The 17,461-nt window shown below is 69.0% G+C and carries 19 protein-coding genes; 6 read left to right on the top strand and 13 right to left on the bottom strand.

From position 1 onward, the window contains the following. Nucleotides 1-4 precede the first annotated feature (4 nt). The 8 genes from AB0F44_RS12685 to AB0F44_RS12650 all read right to left on the bottom strand — a co-directional run bounded on the left by AB0F44_RS12685 (nucleotide 5) and on the right by AB0F44_RS12650 (nucleotide 6,677). The gene (locus AB0F44_RS12685) at nucleotides 5-541 is read right to left on the bottom strand and encodes a hypothetical protein (protein ID WP_357355853.1); all 537 of its coding nucleotides are present in this window, start codon (nucleotides 539-541) and stop codon (nucleotides 5-7) included. Nucleotides 542-552: 11 nt separating this feature from the next. Continuing rightward, nucleotides 553-1,974 (bottom strand): HAMP domain-containing sensor histidine kinase, encoded by a 1,422-nt coding sequence (locus AB0F44_RS12680; RefSeq protein WP_357355851.1) that lies wholly within the window; start codon nucleotides 1,972-1,974, stop codon nucleotides 553-555. Then, nucleotides 1,971-2,645, bottom strand: a complete 675-nt coding sequence (locus AB0F44_RS12675; RefSeq protein ID WP_141806421.1) for a response regulator transcription factor — start codon at nucleotides 2,643-2,645, stop codon at nucleotides 1,971-1,973. The genes AB0F44_RS12680 and AB0F44_RS12675 overlap by 4 nt, the downstream gene beginning before the upstream one ends. A 201-nt stretch (nucleotides 2,646-2,846) precedes the next feature. Next, nucleotides 2,847-3,629, bottom strand: coding sequence for an ABC transporter permease (locus tag AB0F44_RS12670; RefSeq protein ID WP_350663104.1), 783 nt, complete (start codon nucleotides 3,627-3,629; stop codon nucleotides 2,847-2,849). Beyond that, nucleotides 3,629-4,639: an ATP-binding cassette domain-containing protein gene (locus tag AB0F44_RS12665; RefSeq protein ID WP_357355849.1), complete on the bottom strand. Its 1,011-nt coding sequence runs from the start codon at nucleotides 4,637-4,639 to the stop codon at nucleotides 3,629-3,631. Before AB0F44_RS12665 ends, AB0F44_RS12670 begins: the two co-directional genes overlap by 1 nt. A 149-nt stretch (nucleotides 4,640-4,788) precedes the next feature. Next, nucleotides 4,789-5,430, bottom strand: a complete 642-nt coding sequence (locus AB0F44_RS12660; RefSeq protein WP_357355847.1) for a PadR family transcriptional regulator — start codon at nucleotides 5,428-5,430, stop codon at nucleotides 4,789-4,791. A 31-nt stretch (nucleotides 5,431-5,461) separates the two neighbouring features. After that, the gene (locus AB0F44_RS12655) at nucleotides 5,462-5,875 is read right to left on the bottom strand and encodes a VOC family protein (protein WP_357355845.1); all 414 of its coding nucleotides are present in this window, start codon (nucleotides 5,873-5,875) and stop codon (nucleotides 5,462-5,464) included. Between the two features lie 10 nt (nucleotides 5,876-5,885). After that, nucleotides 5,886-6,677, bottom strand: a complete 792-nt coding sequence (locus AB0F44_RS12650; RefSeq protein ID WP_357355843.1) for a DUF899 family protein — start codon at nucleotides 6,675-6,677, stop codon at nucleotides 5,886-5,888. A 53-nt stretch (nucleotides 6,678-6,730) separates the two neighbouring features. Here AB0F44_RS12650 and AB0F44_RS12645 point away from each other — a divergent pair, with 53 nt between their 5' ends. Next, nucleotides 6,731-7,405 carry a helix-turn-helix domain-containing protein gene (locus tag AB0F44_RS12645; protein WP_357355840.1) on the top strand — a complete coding sequence of 225 codons (675 nt, stop codon included), beginning with the start codon at nucleotides 6,731-6,733 and terminating at the stop codon, nucleotides 7,403-7,405. A 117-nt stretch (nucleotides 7,406-7,522) separates the two neighbouring features. Further along, nucleotides 7,523-8,224, top strand: coding sequence for a winged helix-turn-helix transcriptional regulator (locus tag AB0F44_RS12640; RefSeq protein WP_357355838.1), 702 nt, complete (start codon nucleotides 7,523-7,525; stop codon nucleotides 8,222-8,224). A gap of 21 nt (nucleotides 8,225-8,245) precedes the next feature. Here the strand turns inward: AB0F44_RS12640 and AB0F44_RS12635 are convergent, their stop codons facing one another. Then, nucleotides 8,246-8,578 carry a hypothetical protein gene (locus AB0F44_RS12635; protein WP_357355836.1) on the bottom strand — a complete coding sequence of 111 codons (333 nt, stop codon included), beginning with the start codon at nucleotides 8,576-8,578 and terminating at the stop codon, nucleotides 8,246-8,248. Between the two features lie 112 nt (nucleotides 8,579-8,690). On the opposite strand from AB0F44_RS12635, the gene AB0F44_RS12630 reads away from it, so the two are divergent. After that, on the top strand, nucleotides 8,691-9,569 hold the full coding sequence (locus AB0F44_RS12630; protein WP_350663119.1) for a MoxR family ATPase: 879 nt from the start codon (nucleotides 8,691-8,693) through the stop codon (nucleotides 9,567-9,569). Beyond that, the gene (locus tag AB0F44_RS12625; protein WP_357355834.1) at nucleotides 9,566-10,927 is read left to right on the top strand and encodes a VWA domain-containing protein; all 1,362 of its coding nucleotides are present in this window, start codon (nucleotides 9,566-9,568) and stop codon (nucleotides 10,925-10,927) included. The genes AB0F44_RS12630 and AB0F44_RS12625 overlap by 4 nt, the downstream gene beginning before the upstream one ends. 12 nt (nucleotides 10,928-10,939) lie before the next feature. On the opposite strand, the gene AB0F44_RS12620 is transcribed toward AB0F44_RS12625, so the two are convergent. The 3 genes from AB0F44_RS12620 to AB0F44_RS12610 all read right to left on the bottom strand — a co-directional run bounded on the left by AB0F44_RS12620 (nucleotide 10,940) and on the right by AB0F44_RS12610 (nucleotide 14,607). Further along, nucleotides 10,940-11,716 carry a GntR family transcriptional regulator gene (locus AB0F44_RS12620; protein WP_357355832.1) on the bottom strand — a complete coding sequence of 259 codons (777 nt, stop codon included), beginning with the start codon at nucleotides 11,714-11,716 and terminating at the stop codon, nucleotides 10,940-10,942. A gap of 460 nt (nucleotides 11,717-12,176) precedes the next feature. Then, nucleotides 12,177-13,685, bottom strand: a complete 1,509-nt coding sequence (locus AB0F44_RS12615; protein WP_357355830.1) for a fused MFS/spermidine synthase — start codon at nucleotides 13,683-13,685, stop codon at nucleotides 12,177-12,179. A gap of 10 nt (nucleotides 13,686-13,695) precedes the next feature. Next, nucleotides 13,696-14,607 (bottom strand): DMT family transporter, encoded by a 912-nt coding sequence (locus tag AB0F44_RS12610; protein WP_357355828.1) that lies wholly within the window; start codon nucleotides 14,605-14,607, stop codon nucleotides 13,696-13,698. Between the two features lie 41 nt (nucleotides 14,608-14,648). On the opposite strand from AB0F44_RS12610, the gene AB0F44_RS12605 reads away from it, so the two are divergent. Both AB0F44_RS12605 and AB0F44_RS12600 read left to right on the top strand, forming a co-directional pair. Continuing rightward, complete coding sequence (locus AB0F44_RS12605; RefSeq protein ID WP_357355826.1) at nucleotides 14,649-15,137, top strand: MarR family transcriptional regulator; 489 nt, start codon at nucleotides 14,649-14,651, stop codon at nucleotides 15,135-15,137. 65 nt (nucleotides 15,138-15,202) lie between these two features. After that, on the top strand, nucleotides 15,203-16,198 hold the full coding sequence (locus AB0F44_RS12600; RefSeq protein WP_357355824.1) for a MerR family transcriptional regulator: 996 nt from the start codon (nucleotides 15,203-15,205) through the stop codon (nucleotides 16,196-16,198). A gap of 83 nt (nucleotides 16,199-16,281) precedes the next feature. Here AB0F44_RS12600 and AB0F44_RS12595 read toward each other — a convergent pair whose 3' ends face one another. After that, nucleotides 16,282-17,373, bottom strand: a complete 1,092-nt coding sequence (locus tag AB0F44_RS12595; protein WP_357355822.1) for a hypothetical protein — start codon at nucleotides 17,371-17,373, stop codon at nucleotides 16,282-16,284. Nucleotides 17,374-17,461: the final 88 nt, after the last annotated feature.

Here is a 17,461-nt window from a genome sequence, read left to right as displayed (position 1 = left end):
CCGGCTACGGGGCGTTGGCGCTCAGCTGCTCGAGGAGGGCCTGGGCGGCGCGGTCGATGGCGTCGCCGTCGTAGGGCTCCAGGTCGACGGAGTTGAAGCTCTGGATCAGGGTGCCGTTCTGGACGAAGCCGGTGACGGCGTACGAGTTGACGCCCTGCTGCTTGACCATCCGGGCGTCATCGGCGCCCTTGATGTCGGGCTCGCTGACGTCCCCGGACTTCACGTCCATGGTCTTCCACGCTTCCGCGAGGGTGCCCTTGAAGGGCAGGTAGTTCAGTTCGTACGCAGTCCCGCCCGACTTTTCGGGGAGCAAAGCGCAGCGAGGTGCCGCCGAGGTGCCCGTTTCGACCCGGAGTTGGGCGCCGAGTGCCTGCTCCACGGGGGCGATGTCGAGCCCGTCGCACGGGTTGAACGTCTCCTTGGAGGCATGCTCCGGGGATGATGCGGAGGCGGACGCTGACGGATCGGCGGGCTCCTCGGCTCCGCAGGCGGCGAGGGAGAGCAGCGCCACCAGACTGGGCGCCAGAACGGCGTATCTCAAAGGTTCAACCCTTAGTTGTTCAGCACCGCCGTGGGCGGTTCTGTCGGCTTGGGAGAGGCGGAGCCGGGCAGGCGCATGGTCATCCGCGCACCACCGTGCGGGGAGCGGGCCGCGGAGACCGACCCGCCGGTACGCTCGGCGACCTGCCGGACGATAGCGAGGCCGAGCCCCGACCCAGGCATCGAGCGGGCCTCGGTGGAGCGGTAGAACCGGTCGAAGACGTAGGGGATGTCGTCCTCGGCGATGCCCGGCCCCTCGTCGTCGACGTTGAGCACGCCATCGCGGAGCGAGACGTGCACCGTGCCCGACTCCGGCGACCACTTGGCGGCGTTGTCGAGGAGGTTGGTGACCGCCCGCTCCAGCGAGCTGGTGTCGCCCATGACCCACCACGGCGCCATCTCCTCGGAGAAGGTCACCGACGGTGCGCGCAGACGGACACGCGAGAGCGCCCGGTCCACGACCTCGGAGAGGTCGACCGTCTCCAGCGTGGGCTCGGCCGGCGCGTCGCGGGCCAGCTCGACCAGGTCGCCGATCAGGTTGGTGAGCTCCTCGATCTGGGCGCGGATGTCGCCGAGCAGCTCGGCCCGCTGCTCGCCCGAGATCGAGGCATCGGCCTGGGTGAGGAGCTCGACGTTGGTGCGGAGCGAGGTCAGCGGCGTACGCAGCTCGTGCGAGGCGTCGGCCACCAGCTGCCGCTGCCGGTCCCGGGAGGCGGAGACGGCGGACAGCATCCGGTTGAACGACGTGGCCAGCCGGGCGATCTCGTCGTCGCCCTCGACCGGGAGTGGGGTGAGGTCCTCGGTGGTCGCGATTCGGTCGACCGAAGCGGTCAGCCGCCTCACCGGCCGCAGCCCGCCCGCTGCCACGACCCAGCCGGCGAACGCCGCGGCGACGACACCGGCCGCGCCGAAGAAGAGCACGACAAGCCCGAGCCGCTTGTACATCGCCTGCTGCGGCTCCAGCGACTGCGCCAGCATCAGGGCGGAGTCACTCTCCGGGATCGGCACGCTCACGACCCGGAACACGCCCACCTTGGTGGAGACCGTACGGACCGACTGCTTGGCCTCGCGCTTGGCCACCGCCTCCTCCGGCGCGCCGGGACGCGGGAACGTGCCGAGCGTCGGCGACCAGTAATTGTGGGAGTCGACGACCTCGGCGATCTGGATGTCGCCGGCGTTGAGCACCCAGGTCGGGAAGGCCTCACCGGTCCGGGTGTCCTGGATGGACGCGGTGTTCGCGGCAGCGACACTGGCCCGCTTGAGCAGCGACTCGTCCATGTTGGCCTGCAGCTGGATGCGTACGACGAAGTAGAGCCCGATCGCGATCAGCGCGATCGAGCCGGCGACCGCGAGGGTCGTCAGCAGGGTGACCCGGCCCGCCAGAGAGCCGCGGTAGCGCGAGCTGGCTGCCGGCGTGGTCACGGCGCTGCTCACGACTCCTTCAGGACGTAGCCGATGCCGCGTACGGTGTGGATCAGCCGGGCCTCGCCCTCGGCCTCGGTCTTGCGGCGCAGATAGCCGACGTAGACCTCCAGCGAGTTGGCCGTGGTCGGGAAGTCGTAGCCCCACACCTCTTCGAGGATGAAGGACCGATCGAGTACGCGGCGGGGCCGGCGCAGGAACATCTCCAGGAGCGTGAATTCGGTGCGGGTGAGCTCGATGGCTCGCTCGCCCCGGGTCACCTCGCGGGTGGTGGTGTTCATGGACAGGTCGGCGAAGTGCAGCGTCTCCTCGTCGTCCTCGCCGATCGGGGCGGCCCGGCGCAGCAGCGCGCGCAGCCGGGCAAGGAGCTCCTCGAGCGCGAACGGCTTGGTGAGGTAGTCGTCGGCCCCGGCGTCCAGGCCGTCGACCCGGTCGCCGACGGCGTCGCGGGCGGTCAGCACCAGGATCGGTACGTCGTTGCCGGCTGCCCGCAGCGCCTTGGTGGCCTCGATGCCGTCGAGGCGGGGCATCATCACGTCCATCACGACCACGTCGGGATCGTGGTTGGCGATGCCGGCAAGCGCCTCGGCGCCGTCGCCGGCCAGGGCGACCACGTAGCCGTTGAACTCCAACGACCGGCGCAGCGACTCACGCACGGCCTTGTCGTCGTCGACGACCAGCACGTGCGGCTTGTCGCCGGGGCTGTCGCTCGGGGTGGCAGGGCTGTTCACACTCCTACCTTGCCACCCCTCGCTGAGTCACCGCTGAGAGGACGCTGGTGTTTCCGCTAGATCGGCAGGGGTGTTGGAATACCCGGTTAACCGGGTATTCCTGCACTTCTCAGGCAATGCAACACCCGAGAAGTGCAGGAAACACCCGAGAAGTCAGGCGTTCTCCTTGCGGAAGGTGGAGATGCCCCACCAGACCGCGAGCGCGAACAGGCCCAGGGTCCAGCCGACGCCCCAGCCGATGTCGGCAACCCCGAGGTCACCGAAGAACGAGGCTCGCACCGCGTCAACGATGTGCTTGGTCGGGATGACGTCGGCCAGCGTCTCGAGCCACGCGGCACCGAAGCTCATCGGCAGGAAGATGCCCGACAGCAGCAGGATCGGCATCAGCAGCATGTTGGTCACCGGCGCCATCACGTCCTCGCTCTTGACGAGCAGCGCGAACGCGTTGGAGGCCGCGGCTCCGGCGCCACCGATCATCACGGTGATCGCGATCCCGACGAGGATCCCCACCGGCTTGAAGTCCATGCCCATCACCAGGCCGAGGGCGACCAGGATGATCGCCTGCACCAGGATCTGCAGCAGGTCGCGGTAGAGACGCCCGAAGAGCAGCGCGCCACGCGACGCCGGGGTGACCCGCTCCGCCTCGATGACGCCCTCACGCCACTCCCCGATCAGCGAGAAGCCGGCGAACATCGCCCCGAAGATGCCGAGCTGGACGAGCATGCCCGGGACGAACCAGTTGTACGCGTTGCCACCGAGCTCCTCGATCAGCGGCTCGAGCAGCGGGCCGAAGAGAACCAGGTAGAGGATCGGCTGCATCACGCCGATCAGCACCCAGGCCGGGTTGCGGAGGTTCATCCGCAGCTGTCGGTTGAAGACGACCATCGACTCCCGGAAGAAGCCGGACTTGAGAACGGGCTGCTGGAACTCGGTCATCACTTGGCCTCCTGAGTCTGCTCGGCGGCCGCTTCGGCCTCGGGTGTGCCTGAGTCGGCATCGCGCAGCGATCGTCCGGTCAGCGTCAGGAAGACGTCGTCCAGGGTGGGTCGGGCGACCTCGATCGACTCCAGCGAGACGCCGTTGGACTCCAGGTCGCGCAGCAGCCCGGGGACTGCCTTTCCGGCCCGCGGAACCCGGCCGCTGACCAGTCGCTCGTCGACCTCGATGGTCTCCGAGATCGAGCCGAGCTTGTCGCGCGCGATCGCGACCTGCTCGTCGGTGGCGACCTCGAGCGAGACCAGGTCGCCGGAGACGGCGGCCTTGAGGTTCTCCGGGGTGTCGTTCGCGACGATGCGTCCCTGGTCGATGACCATCACCCGGTCGGCGAGGGTGTCGGCCTCGTCGAGGTAGTGGGTGGTCAGGAAGACCGTGGCCCCGTGGTCCGTACGCAGCGAGGCGATGTGGTCCCACAGGTTGGCCCGCGCCTGCGGGTCGAGGCCGGTGGTGGGCTCGTCGAGGAAGACCAGCTTGGGGGCGTGGATCAGCGCCATCGCGATGTCGAGGCGGCGCTTCTGCCCGCCGGACATGTTGCGAGGCTTGCGGCGCCAGAGCCCGTCGAGCTGAAGCCTCTCGAAGAGCGCCTGCCCGTGGGCGACGGCGTCCTTCTTGGACATCCCGTAGAGCATGCCGTGGTCGACGACCTCGTCGCCCGCGTAAGCGCCCGAGAAGGTCGATCCGACCTGGGAGCAGTAGCCGATGCTCCGCCGGACCTCGACGGACTGCTTGGCCACGTCGAAGCCCGCCACCGTGGCGGTGCCTGCCGTGGGCTTGAGGAGGGTGGTGAGGATGCGCAGGGTGGTGGTCTTGCCGGCGCCGTTCGGGCCCAGGAAGCCGACCACCTCGCCCTCTTCGACGTCGAGGTCGACTCCGTCGACCGCGACGACTTCTTTCTTCTGCTTGCCATGGCCGGAGGCGAAGGTGTGCCTCAGGCCGCGTGCGTGAATCATGTGTCACTCCCTTGTGCGTGCAAGTCCCAGACAAGCACGGACCATCGACAACAATCACCCGATTTTACCTGGGTGTTCAAACTTGAATGCCGTGAGTGTTCAATTTTGATCCCGAGATGTCAAACCAATTCGGCGACACCCGCGCCGGCTCAGCCGCGCAGCATCTCCCGGTAGCGCTTCCGGTCGGCGTCCATCTGCCATCCCGGGTCGTCCTCGGCCGGCGTCCAGCCGGGAGCGTCGCCGGCGAAGGCGAACTTGCCGCTGCGTACGTCGTCCAGGACCTCCACCAGCCACGCCCGCTCCGAGCGGAGCTTGTCGAGCTGGAGGCGCAGTGCGGCACCGGTGTGGGGCGGCGCCACGTGGGTGTTGGCCCGGATCGCGGCGTCGAGCTCCTTGTCGGTGCGCTCCAGGGCCTGCAGGCGGACACTCAGCTGCTGGATGACGGCGGGACGCTCCAGCAGAGGCGCCAGCGAGAACGCGGCGTAGAAGGAGACGCCGTTGTAGACGTCGACGGCCTGCAGCGAGCGGGTGACCAGGCGCTCCAGCTCTGCGCGGCCGCTGGCGCTGATCTCGTAGACCGCGACCGTCCGCCCGTTGTCGACCAGGTCGTGCCTGGTCAGATGGCCCTTCTCGGTCAGCGAGGTCAGTGCGTGATAGATCGAGCCCGGGTTGATGTTGGCCCACTGGTCGACCTGCCACGACATCAGCTCGCGCCGGATCTGGTAGCCGTTGACGGGCTCGAACAGCGCCACTGCTCCCAGCAGCAGCATCCGTGTGTCGTCTCCGGCCATAGGGAGATTCTAGGGGCGGCAAGACCAGACCTCAGCGCGACGTCAGTTGCCACAGGTGTCCGTCGGGGTCCGCGACGATCGCACGGTACTCACCCCACGGCGCCGACTCCGGCTCGATCACGCCGCGGCCAAGAGCCGTGGCCGCCGCATAGCGCGCCTCGACATCGTCGCGCGAGCCGAGCTCGATGGTGACCAGGCACTGCTTCGGGCCCTCCGGGGGCATGGCCGCCGCGTCCATCGGCTCGTCGTCGAGCTGGCCGGTGACCCACTTGAACCCGCCGGTGGGGATCATCATCACCTCGCAGGAGTCCGACAGAGTCGCCCGCAGCGGTTCGGGGACCCCGTCGTCGGCGAGCTCGCCGGGAGTCTCGAGGCCGAGGCCGTCACGCAGGAAGACATGGGACCGGGCGCGGTCCCGGGTGGGCAGTGCGATCGTCGTACGCATCCGGATCTCCTCAGTGACAGTGATGGTCGGCGGCAGGGGCGGTGTCCGATCCGAGATCGTCGTCGCGTCCGGCTGCAAGCCGCGACCACTGAGCCGTCGGCCGACCGCTCACGCCGGCGCGGTGGTTGGTCGTGGCCGCCTCCTCGCTGCGGAACTGGCTGCCGTCGGTGCCCGTGCGCCGTGGCCAGCCCTCCGGTGAGTCCTCCCAGGTCTCCTGCCGTCCGTAGACGGTCATGTCCAGGATCCCGTACGACGCCGACATCGGCTCCACACCGCGACCGGTCGTGCGGTACGTCTCGAAGACCCGGTCGCCGTCGCGCAGGTAGCAGACCTTGCCGCCGAAGAACCCGCGGGCGTCGAGGACGTCCCACGACTCCTCGGGCACGGAGTACCACGGCATCTCCCACCCCATGAAGTCCCGGTAGCGGGAGCTCTCCGGGTAGGGCCCCTGGCAGAAGACGGCGTACGTCACCCCGCGCGCGTGCAGGTAACCGAGCTCGGTGACGCCGCCGCTGAAGAACGTGCACCCCTCGCACTGGTCGGCGGCGGCATGGCCGGTGTGCCACATGTGGTAGCTCGCGAAGAGCTGCGTACGCCCCTCGAAGGCGTCGAGCAGGCTGACCCGTCCGGCGGCGCCGACGAGGGATGCGGCCGCGTCGACCTCGGTCATCGGGAGCCGTCGGCGCGCCGCGGCGAGGGCGTCACCCGCTCGGGTGTGCTCCTTCTCGCGGTTGAGGAGCGCATCGCGCTCGTGCAGATAGGTCGTCCGGTCGACGACGGGAGGTAGTGAGATCGTGGTCATACTGACTACGTTAAACATAGTTGATACTCTTGTGAAGAGAGTTTGGAGGATAGATGCCGAAGAAGCAGACGTACGCCGACCTGGGTGATGCCTGCGCGACCGCGCACGCCATGGATGTCATCGGGGACCGGTGGAGCATGGTGATCGCCCGCGAGCTGTTGCTCGGACCGCGCCGGTTCGCCGACCTGGCCTCGGCAGTCGTAGGGGTCACGCCCGCCGTGCTCACCTCCAGACTGAAGGCGCTGCGAGACAGCGGCGTCGTCGAGCAGGCGCAGCTCGACGACCTCGGACGGACCCGCGTCTACCGGCTCACCGAGTGGGGGCAGGGGCTGGAGGACGTGATGCGGTCGCTGGGTCATTGGGCGCAGCACTCACCCGGCTTCCCGGTGGACGGGAGCATGACCCCCGACGGGGTGGTCGTGGCGATGCGCACCATGGCCCCCTACGCCACGATGGCCGAGTGGGGCGACGGCCCGGTCCGGCTCGCGATGGAGCTGCACGACGAGCGGCGTCCCGCCGCAGGCGTACGCCGCTACCGACTGCAGTGGGACGAGGACCGTTTCGAGCTGACCGAGGGTGCGGACGACGAGGCCGCGACGACCGTCTCCGGCGACTCGTCGGCATGGGCCGACGTCGTCTTCGCCGGGAGCCCGATCGGCTCGATGGCCGTCGCGGGAGACCAGCGGGCCGTGGAGCGGGTGGCTGCTGCGTACTCCGCCATCGCCTAACGCCGCATTCGAGGAGACACAGCATTTTCAGCAGGCACGCCGGGACTTCTGGCTCTGACGACCCGTAGTTCGGGCTCACTACGCTCGATGCGATCGAATGACTCGGAGAGGATCGACGTGACCCTGAACCTGACTTACGGGGACCTGGGAGACGCGTGCGCGGCCGCGCATGCACTGGACCTGATCGGCGACCGGTGGAGCCTGATCGTGGTGCGCGAGCTGATGTTCGGGCCGCGTACGGCACGGGACCTGGAGTCCTCCGTGATCGGGGTCAGCACCGACGAGCTCAAGGACCGGCTGCTGTTCCTCGAGCACGCCGGCGTCGTGGTCGAGACCGAGCTCGGCTACATCACCAAGACGACGGCTTACGCCCTCACCCCGTGGGGCCGCGAGCTCGAGACGATCCTCGGAGCGCTCGGCCGCTGGGCCCACGGCTCGACCCGCTTCCCGATCATGTCGGCCGGGATGACGCCCAGCGGCGTGATGGTGGCGATGCGCACGATGGTGCCCGCCGGCAGCGCGACGACCCCCGAGCCGATCAGCGTCGCCTGGGAGCTGACCGACGCCCGCCGCCCGGACGCCGACCCGCAGCAGTTCCGGCTCGTCTGGAAGGGCAACCAGTTCGACCTCGCCGAGGGCACGCTCGAGGACGCCGACGTCACCATCGCGGGCGACTCGACGGCCTGGACCGGCGTCGTGTTCATGGGCTTCCCCGTGGACGCCGCGATCGCCGAGGCCGGGCTCAAGGTCGAAGGTGACCGCGCCGCGCTCGACCGCGTGCTTGGACTCTTCGCGAGCACACTCGCCGAAGCCAGCTGACGTTCTTCGGTCGGCTCCGTCCTAGGGGGCGGGGTCGGCGCAGAAGGCGATCAGCTCGCCGCGGGCCTTGCCCTCCTCGATCAACTGACCGACGTCGAGAGGGACATGCTTCAGCTCGCCGAGCGGCGTGCGGATGATGGCGCTCTCCCGGCGCCAGGGCGCGATCGTCGGAGGAGCCACGCAGTGGTGCTGCTCGAGCATCGCGGCGAGCTCGGGCTGCTCCCGCTTCGCCAGCGACCGGGGCTCGGACGGCGTGGTGATGGCAACCAGACAGAAGGCTGCCAGCGCGGTCAGCGCGCATACCTTCATGGCGACGACGACCAGCGTCAGATGTCGCGGGGTGTCCGAGTGCACGCCTACCACAACGACGGATGGGCCCGACGGTAACGGGTCCGATGGTCACTATGACGAACGTCCCATCCGGACACCGGGAGCAGACCAGGGGCAGAGTCGCTAGTGTCGCGTCATGCCTTCGCGTACGTCTTCCTGGTTCTCCTCGCCCGCCGAGGCCGTCACCCGTATGGGAGACGTCGGCTACCTCGCGGACGACTCGACCGCGCTGACGACCTACCTCGCGGGGGCGCTGGAGAAGCCGGTGCTCGTCGAAGGACCGGCAGGTGTGGGCAAGACCGAGCTGGCCAAGGCGATCACCCGCGCGACCGGGGCCGAGCTGGTCAGGCTGCAGTGCTACGAGGGCTTGGACGAGGCCCGGGCGTTGTACGAGTGGAACTACAAGAAGCAGCTGCTCCGCATCCAGGCCGCCAACGACGGTCAGGCGTGGGAGGAGACCCACGACGACATCTTCTCCGAAGAGTTCCTGCTGACCAGGCCGCTGCTGACCGCGATCCGCCGTGAGGAGCCGACGGTGCTGCTCATCGACGAGGTCGACAAGACCGACGTCGAGGTCGAGGGGCTGCTGCTCGAGGTGCTCTCCGACTTCCAGGTGACCATCCCCGAGCTCGGCACGATGACCTCGACCCGGCGCCCGCTGGTCGTACTCACCTCCAACGCCACCCGCGAGCTCTCCGAGGCGCTCAAGCGACGCTGCCTCTACCTCCACCTCGACTACCCCGAGGCCGACCGGGAGCGCGAGATCGTGCTCTCCCAGGTGCCCGGGCTCGACGACAAGGTGGCGCGTCAGCTCGTCTCCGTCGTCGGCCGGCTGCGCGAGCTCGAGCTCAAGAAGTCGCCCTCGATCGCCGAGTCGGTCGACTGGGCGCGCACCCTGATCGCGCTGGAGATCACCGACCTCTCCGACAAGGCCGTCGCCGACACCCTCGGCGTCGTCCTCAAGCACTCCTCCGACGTCGACCGTGCGGTCCGAGAGCTGCGGTTGAAGAGGTGACGCTCCTCGACCGGCACATCGAGTTCCTCGAAGCACTTCGAGGAGCTGGGCTGCCGGTGTCGCTCTCCGAGGGCCTCGACGCGGTCACCGCCCTGGGCCTGATCGGCTGGAACGACCGGACCCAGGTCAAGGAGGCGTACGCCGCGACCCTGGTCAAGCGCGCCAACCAGCGGGCCACCTTCGACGGGCTGTTCGAGCTCTACTTCCCGCGGATGGTCGGCTCGGGGATGGATGCTGAGGCCGAGGCCGCGGGAGTGGCGAAGGACGGGCCCGAGGCGCTCTCCGAGTTCACCTCGCGACTGAGCGAGGCCCTGGAGGCCGACGACGTCGAGATGCTCCGCCAGCTGGCCGCCGAGGCGGTGGCGCGCTTCGGCGCGATGCCCGGCCGCGGGCCCGGGCTGAGTTCGTGGTCGTCCTACACCGCGCTGCGCCGGCTCTCGACCGACGAGCTCACCTCGCGGCTGATCGAGGGGCTCCAGCAGGGCGGCTGGACCGACGAGGAGGCGGCCCGGGTCGGCACCCGCCGGGTGGACCGCTTCTCGGGCCTCGTGGAGGCCGACGCCCGCCGCCGGATCGCGGAGGAGAAGGGCCCCGAGCAGATCGCCAAGATCGCCGTACGCCCCACCATCGAGAAGCTCGACTTCCTGCACGCACGGCGGGCCGACCTGGAGGCGCTCCGGCGCGAGATCTACCCGCTGGCGCGCCGGCTGGCGACCCGGCTCACCCAGGAGCATCACGCGCGCCGGCGAGGAGCGGTGGACCTGCGGCGTACGCTCCGGTCCTCGATGTCCACCGGCGGCGTCCCCGTCGACCTGCGCTTCAGGCCGAAGCGGCCGCACCGCACCGAGCTGGTGATCCTGTGTGACGTGTCTGGCTCGGTGTCCAACTTCGCGACGTTCACGCTGATGCTCGTCTTCGCCCTGCGCGAGCAGTTCGGCAAGGTGCGCGCGTTCACGTTCGTCGACGAGATCCACGAGGTCACGTCCTACTTCAAGCCCGGCGCCGACCTGGTCGACACGATGACCGAGCTGACGAAGGCGACCGAGCACGCGGCCCGGATGGGGCGCACCAACTACGGCCGCGCCTTCTCGCTCTTCCAGGAGCGCCACGCCGACGCCCTCGGCCCGAAGTCGTCGCTGCTGATCCTCGGCGACGCCCGGTCCAACTACTCCGACCTCGCTGTCGACTCGCTGCGCGCGATGGCCGACGCGTGCAGGCACGCCCACTGGCTCAACCCCGAGGTCCGTACGCAGTGGGACACCGGCGACTCCGAGGCGACGCGCTACGGCTCGATCATCGAGATGCGGGAGTGCCGCAACCTCACTCAGCTCTCCGAGTTCGTCCACGACCTGGCCTGAGGCCGGGCCGGCTCACTGCAGCTTCAGGTCGAGCCCGTAGACGATCCGGTCGGCAACCCCGACAGAGTCGGTGACGCAGACGACCCGGTCGTCGGCGAGGAACCGGCGCCGGTCCGAGAGGACCGGGGTGCCGTCGGGGATCTGCAGGTCGTAGCTCTCCTGCGGCGTCGGCATCCGCGACTCGATGTCCATCGCGACCGTGGTGACCTTCACGCCGACCGTGGCCAGCAGATCCTTGATCGGCGGCTGCGGCCAGTCGTCGGACGGGGTGGCCAGCGGGGTGTCGATGACCAGCGGATAGGGGATGTAGGCCGTGGTGCGGTATTCAGCCGTGTCACCGCTGATGAAGAAGGTGTAGGTGGTGCTGAGCAGCTCGCTGCGCGGGTCGAGGTCGAAGGCCTCCCCGAGCTTCTCGCCGGCCGCGATGACCTCATACGAGTGTTCGACCGAGATGCCGTCGTCCGGGCCGCGCGGCGGCTGGTGGTAGGCCGCGTCCGGCTTCGCCGGGTGGCTGGGGTCCGTGATCAGCATGCTCATCAGGTCGTAGCGGGTCTTGGTGGCGTCGCGTACGAACACACCACGGCCCTGCTCGCTGGTGATCAGGCCTTCGTTGCGCAGCACCGCCAAGCCTCGCCGGATCGTGGCGCGGTCGTAGGGGAAGGTGTCCATCAGCTCGGGCTCGGTCGGTAGACGCTCGCCGGGCAGATAGGTGCCGTCGTCGATCTGGGCCCGCAGATAGTCGGCCACGTGGAGGTATTTCGGCAGGCCGCGCGGACGGGGATTGCTCATGGGAGAACACGTTACTGAGGCGTACAGATCCCGAATAGCCGCATAGCCCCACCCTTTCCGCCTTGACCCGTTGCAATGAGTGGACTTATGGTCGAACGTGTCTCGGGACGTTGGGCGTTCGGCCCGGCTGTGACCCCGGCGTCTCGAGACACTCAACGACGAGAGCCATCGACATTCCTTGGGGGAATTCGTGTTCGTAGACGACAGACTCAGCATGGGGTCCAGCGAGAGGCCGCCGGTCCTGGCCAAAGACCCGCTGGTCTACCGGACCGACCGGGGCAGCTTCTGGCACCTTCGCTCGGTCAAGAGGAGCCATGGGTACGTGCAGACCCAGTGTGGCCGCCGGCTGGGGACGTGGCACGTGCTGCCGCCGCGCCGGCTCAGCAAGGTCGCGCCCGACCAAGTCTGCGTGGGATGCCTGCGCAAGACGCCGATCGGTGAGGTGAAGCGCCCGAGCGGGTCAGGCAACCTCGAGCAGGCTGAGGTCCGTGAGCCACTCGACCGGCGCGACGTCATCGGTGTAGACCGTCCCGCCCCGGATGCCCGGCTCGAGCCGGGCGGCGGAGTCGGTGAGGGTGCCGGCGAGGTCGGCGGGCTGCGACTTCGCGGTGGCGATGAGGTTGGCCTCGGGATCCGCATCCGGGTCGACGGTCGCGATCAGGTGGGTGTTGGTCGGGCCGGAGTCCGACCGCCACACGGCCTCGCCGAACGAGGTCCGCAGGGTTGCGGTGAGGACCTTCTCCAGCGCTGTGGAGCCCTCCGGGTGGGCTGAGTTAACGACGAGCACCCCGCCCGGGTTCAGGTGGGACTTCGCCAGCGCGAAGAACTCCTTCGTGGTCAGGTAGAACGGGATGTAGGGCTGATGGTAGGCGTCGACCATGATCGCGTCGTACTTCCGGGTCTGCTTCTGCAGCCACGGGCGGGCGTCGGCGGTGTGGAGGTGGAGGTTCGGCTGGTCCTTCAGGTCGAACAGTTTCTGGCCGACCTCGGTGACGTCCTCGTCGATCTCGACGGCGTCCACCCGGGTCTCGGGGGCGAAGTGACCGAACTGGCGCGCGGTCGTCCCGGCGGCCGAGCCCAGGATCGCCACCGATTTCGGGGCCTCCGCGCCGGCGTACGACAGCGAGAGCATCTCGTCCCAGTAGGCGCCGGTGAGCCACTCACCCTTGTTGTAGACCGAGTGCACGGCGTGGCCCTCGTTGAGCTCGAGGTAGCGGCTGCCGTCGTCGTACTCGACCACGCGGGCGTACTGGTACTCCGTCTCCTTCTCCCAGATGACCTCGCCGCCGTTGCTGGTCAGCGTCTTGATCGACCCGGTCGGCAGCGCGATCAGAGCGAGGATCACCGCCGGCACGACCGCGGCCGGCAGCCGGCGCTTGACCAGGTGCGGGATCGCGCAGACCGCCATCAGAAGAGCGAAGATCAGGAACGTACGTCGCGTCCCGACGACCGGGATGAGCAGCAGCGAGGCGGCGAAGGTGCCGACCAGGGAGCCGACCGTCGAGATCGCGTAGAGGCGCCCGGCTGCGTGGCCGGCATCCTCGACGGCTTCGACGGTCAGCCGGACGGCGTAGGGGCTGACGATGCCGAGCAGGAAGAGCGGGATCGCGAGCAGCACTCCGACTCCGACCAGCGAGCCGGCGAAGGTGGCGATGCTGAGCTGGTCGACCGCCCTGACCGCGAGCGGGAGGAACGGGTCGGCGATGAATGGCACCGCGGCCAGGAGGGCAGCGGCGACGAGCACGATCTTGGCCAGGCCGGAGGGGTGCGGGTTCCGGTCGGCGATCCTGCCGCCGACGGAGTAGCCGATCGCGAGCGCGACCAGCACTGTCGCGATCGTGTTGGCCCACACGATCGTCGAGTCACCGAACCACGGAGCGAGCAGCCGAGCGGCGGCCATCTCGGATCCCAAGGTGCCGGCACCGACGGTGAAGACGAGAAGCTCGAGCGCACGTGCACGCAGTTTCATGGAGGTGAACCTATCCCGCTGCTCCAACGTCCGCACACGAGGCTGGTTCCGGGCCGCGTCTGGCCTTGATCCGGTCGAGCACCGCGGGCTGTCCGAGGAGTACGCCACCGAGCACCAGCGCCATTCCGAGCCCGCTGATCGGGGTGAGGTGTTCGCCTGCGAAAGCGAGGCCGATCAGGATCCCGGCGACCGGGTTGAGCAGGCCGATCAGCGACACCGCGGCGGCAGGCAGCCGCCGGGCGCCACGGAACCAGACCGCGTAGGCGACGACCGTGCCGGCGATGCCGATGTAGGCGTAGCCCCCGATCGCCGGCAGGTCGAGAGCGGGCGGCGGGCCCTCGACGATGAGGGCCACCGGGGCGAGGATGAGGCCACCCAGGACGAGCTGCCAGGCGGTGAAGGTGAGCAGTCCGACCGGCGGCTGCCAGACCTTGACGAGGATGAAGCCGGTGGAGAAGACGGCGACCGAGGCGAAGGCGGCCAGGACGCCGATCAGGTCGAGACCCGCGCCATCGCGGAGCACCAGCAGGGCCACGCCGATGGCGCCGACGACTCCGGCCGCGAGCGACCCGGCGCGTGGCCTCTCCCCGGCGAAGCCCCAGGCCAGCAGCATCACCACGATCGGCGAGACCGCGGTCAGGGTTGCGGCGAGGCCGCCGGGGAGCCGGTAGGCGGCGACGAAGACGAGGGCGAAGAACGCCCCGAAGTTGAGCAGTCCGAGCGCCGCTGTGCGCCACCACCAGGAGCCGTGGAGCAGGCCCGGCCGGAGCGCCAGGAGCAGCAGGCCGAAGGGCAGGGCCCGAACCACGGCGCCGAACAGCGGCCGGTCCGGCGGCAGGAACGTCGCGGTGACGAAGTAGCCCGACCCCCATGCCACCGGGGCGATCGCGGTCAGCGCGAGGGTAACAAATCTACTTTCCATGGAAGGTATAATAGTTTCCGCGTGAGATATATTCCATGGTCATGACAGACCACGTCTCGACCGTGATGAAGCAGTGGGAGCGAGAGCGCCCCGACCTCGACATCACCCCGCAGGCCGTCATCGCCAGGCTGCACCGTCTCGCGCTGCGTCTCACCGACGAGCTGGTCAGCGTCTATGCCGAGCACGGACTGGGCGAGGGCGAGTTCGACGTGCTGGCGACGTTGCGACGGCAAGGCGCTCCGTACGCCCTGACTCCGAAGGAGCTCGGCGAGCAGACGATGGTCTCCTCGGGGGCGGTCACCAAGCGGGTCGACCGCTGCCTGGCTCAGGGCTGGGTCAGCCGGGACCGCCGTGACGAGGACGGCCGCGGGCGTCGTATCGCGCTGACGGAGCGCGGGCGCGAGCTGATCGACGCGGCCTTCACCGACCACATCGCCAACGAGCACCGCCTGCTCGCCGTCTTCACCGCGGCCGAGCGGCGGTCGCTCGCCCGGCTGCTCGAGAAGTGGGCCGAGCAGACCGGGGCTTGAGGTTGACCCAGGGGGAAGCACCAATCTGCTTCCACCGGTGACCTTCACCGGGGAGGATGGTGACCATGAGCGGCCTGGAGGGGCTTGTGAACATCGGTGATTTCGCCCGGGAGACCGGGCTGACGCCGAAGGCACTGAGGTTGTACGACGACCTCGGTCTGCTGCTTCCTGCCGAGGTGGACGCGGTCTCCGGCTATCGCCGTTATGGGCCTGACCAGGTGGAACGCGCACGCCTGGTGGCCTCACTGCGCCTGGTCGGGATGCCGCTGGCCCGGATCCGGGAGATCGTCGACATGCCCGCCGCACTCGCGGCGGTCGAGGTCGAGACCTACTGGCGCCAGGTCGAGGCCGACACCGCCACGCGTCGCAAGATGGTCTCCGTCCTCGTCCACCGATTGAGGAGCGAGGCACGTCAGATGACTACGTCAACGGAAACTTTGCACGCCGAGTTCGGCGTCAGCCACGAGACAGGTGGCCGATCCAGCCAGCAGGATGCCGTCCTGGTCACCCCCGAGCTCATCGCCGTCGCCGACGGTTTTGGTGAGCGCGACGATCTTGCCGGGGCGGCCCTGACGGCGTACGCCGGCGGCGGGCTGCGAGCGGCCATCCAGGAGGTGTTCTCGGAGGTGCCGAAGTCGGGCACCACTCTCACCGCCGTCGACCTGCACGGCTCGACCGCGAGGATCACCCACATCGGCGACGCGAGGGTCTTCCTGGTGCGGGACGGAGACGTACGCCAGGTCACCCACGATCACACGGTCGTCGCCGCGATGGTCGAGGCCGGCCAGCTGACCGCCGACGAGGCTCGCTCCCACGAGCACCGGGCGCTGCTCAACCGCGCCCTGGTGCCCGGCGTCGTCGCCGACGAGATGTCGCTCGAGCTGCTGCCGGGCGACCGGCTGGTGCTGACCACCGACGGCGTCCACTCCTACGTGGACGACCTGGATGCGCTCATCTCCGCCGAGGCCGGCCCGCAGTCGGTCGCCGACGCGGTCGCGGCCGCTGTCGTCGCCGCCGGGGAGCCGGACAACCACACGATCGTGGTCGTCGATCTGTCCTGACTTCTCAGGCTTTTCCTGCACTTCTCTGGCAATGCAACGCCTGAGAAGTGCAGGGATACCCGGTTAACCGGGTATCCCGACGCTCAGCGCCGACGCGACCACCAGCGCCGCTTCGGTGCAGTGGGCTCCTCGCCCAGCTCGGCAGCAGCGGCGGCGAACGAGTCGCGCAGGGAGGGGTAGACGAGCTCGATCTCCGGGTGCTCGGCGAGCGTCTGGGCGATCCGGCGGGTGAGCCGCTTACCGACGTTGGCGATGTGCCGTACGACGGCGTCGACCTCGTCGTCGGTCAGCTGTTGCGGGTGGAAGGGCTTCTGCGGCTTCTCGCGCAGCAGTTCCCGCATGGGCTCGAGGGAGTCGATGTCGTACCTCAGCGCGAGCGCGCGCAGCTCGTCGTCTGCGATCTTCCGGAGCCGCTCGTGGTCTGCGGGAGGCATCAGGGTGTAGGTCGTCGGCCCGAGGGGGCAGGACTGGAGGTGGATGTCGAGGCGCTCCTGCAGCTGCGGCCCCAGCGGGAGGACGTTGAGGGCGCGCTTGATCTCGAGCGCGTGCAGCGAGTAGGAGAGGTTGACCCGCCTCAAGGACAGGTCGCCGAGCTCGGCGGTGTCGATCCCGGCGGTGTCGAGCAGGTCGGTGAGCAGGCTGTCACCGACGAAGAGCTCGGGAAGGTAGGGACGCAGGACGAGCCGGGAGCGCACCGCCTCGGAGCCGAGCGCTTTGTAGAGGTGCTCGTGACCCAGCCATCCGCCGTACGCATCAGGCGCCGCCGCGAACGGTTCGAGATGACCGATCCGCTTGACCCGCTGGTTGTAGTCGGACTCCAGGAAGGCGAGGGGATCGCGGACGTAGAGGACGAACCGGGCCTGCGACGGCAGCAGCTCGGCGATCCCGGGCAGCTCGGGGAGGAACGCCTCGGAGGAGAGCAGCAGCGTGTGGCAGCCGCTGGCGTCGAACTCTTCGAGCGTCCTGGCGACCTCGCGGGGCGAGGCCACGAAGAGATGGCCCGAGCGCTCCATGAGCGATCCGGCGTTGCCGGCGCTGATGCCGTTCTGGTCGACGGTGTGCTGCGGGTAGAAGATGCCGGACTTCGCGAGCGTCTCCGTATGGGTGCTGAAGAACGCCTGGACCGCGGAGGTGCCCGTCTTGGGGAGGCCGGCGTGGACGACGATGGACTTCACAGGGACCGATCAGGTAGGCGTCAGAGTGCCCTCCGCAATCGACTGGCCGGTGACCGAGCACAGGTGAGGTCGGGGATGGAGCCGAGGG

The organism is Nocardioides sp. NPDC023903, from assembly GCF_040639295.1.
Taxonomy (GTDB): domain Bacteria; phylum Actinomycetota; class Actinomycetes; order Propionibacteriales; family Nocardioidaceae; genus Nocardioides.
Note: the sequence above shows the minus strand (reverse complement) of the source record. Positions and strands in the feature narration are given on the sequence as shown.

Excerpts from the sequence above, each read along its gene's own strand:
- AB0F44_RS12650 (WP_357355843.1), bottom strand. The coding sequence starts at position 6,677 with ATGACCACGATCTCACTACCTCCCGTCGTCGACCGGACGACCTATCTG.
- AB0F44_RS12605 (WP_357355826.1), top strand. The coding sequence starts at position 14,649 with ATGACAGACCACGTCTCGACCGTGATGAAGCAGTGGGAGCGAGAGCGC.
- AB0F44_RS12665 (WP_357355849.1), bottom strand. The coding sequence starts at position 4,639 with ATGATTCACGCACGCGGCCTGAGGCACACCTTCGCCTCCGGCCATGGC.
- AB0F44_RS12620 (WP_357355832.1), bottom strand. The coding sequence starts at position 11,716 with ATGAGCAATCCCCGTCCGCGCGGCCTGCCGAAATACCTCCACGTGGCC.
- AB0F44_RS12600 (WP_357355824.1), top strand. The coding sequence starts at position 15,203 with ATGAGCGGCCTGGAGGGGCTTGTGAACATCGGTGATTTCGCCCGGGAG.
- AB0F44_RS12670 (WP_350663104.1), bottom strand. The coding sequence starts at position 3,629 with ATGACCGAGTTCCAGCAGCCCGTTCTCAAGTCCGGCTTCTTCCGGGAG.
- AB0F44_RS12655 (WP_357355845.1), bottom strand. The coding sequence starts at position 5,875 with ATGCGTACGACGATCGCACTGCCCACCCGGGACCGCGCCCGGTCCCAT.
- AB0F44_RS12645 (WP_357355840.1), top strand. The coding sequence starts at position 6,731 with ATGCCGAAGAAGCAGACGTACGCCGACCTGGGTGATGCCTGCGCGACC.
- AB0F44_RS12615 (WP_357355830.1), bottom strand. The coding sequence starts at position 13,685 with ATGAAACTGCGTGCACGTGCGCTCGAGCTTCTCGTCTTCACCGTCGGT.
- AB0F44_RS12660 (WP_357355847.1), bottom strand. The coding sequence starts at position 5,430 with ATGGCCGGAGACGACACACGGATGCTGCTGCTGGGAGCAGTGGCGCTG.
- AB0F44_RS12610 (WP_357355828.1), bottom strand. The coding sequence starts at position 14,607 with ATGGAAAGTAGATTTGTTACCCTCGCGCTGACCGCGATCGCCCCGGTG.
- AB0F44_RS12630 (WP_350663119.1), top strand. The coding sequence starts at position 8,691 with ATGCCTTCGCGTACGTCTTCCTGGTTCTCCTCGCCCGCCGAGGCCGTC.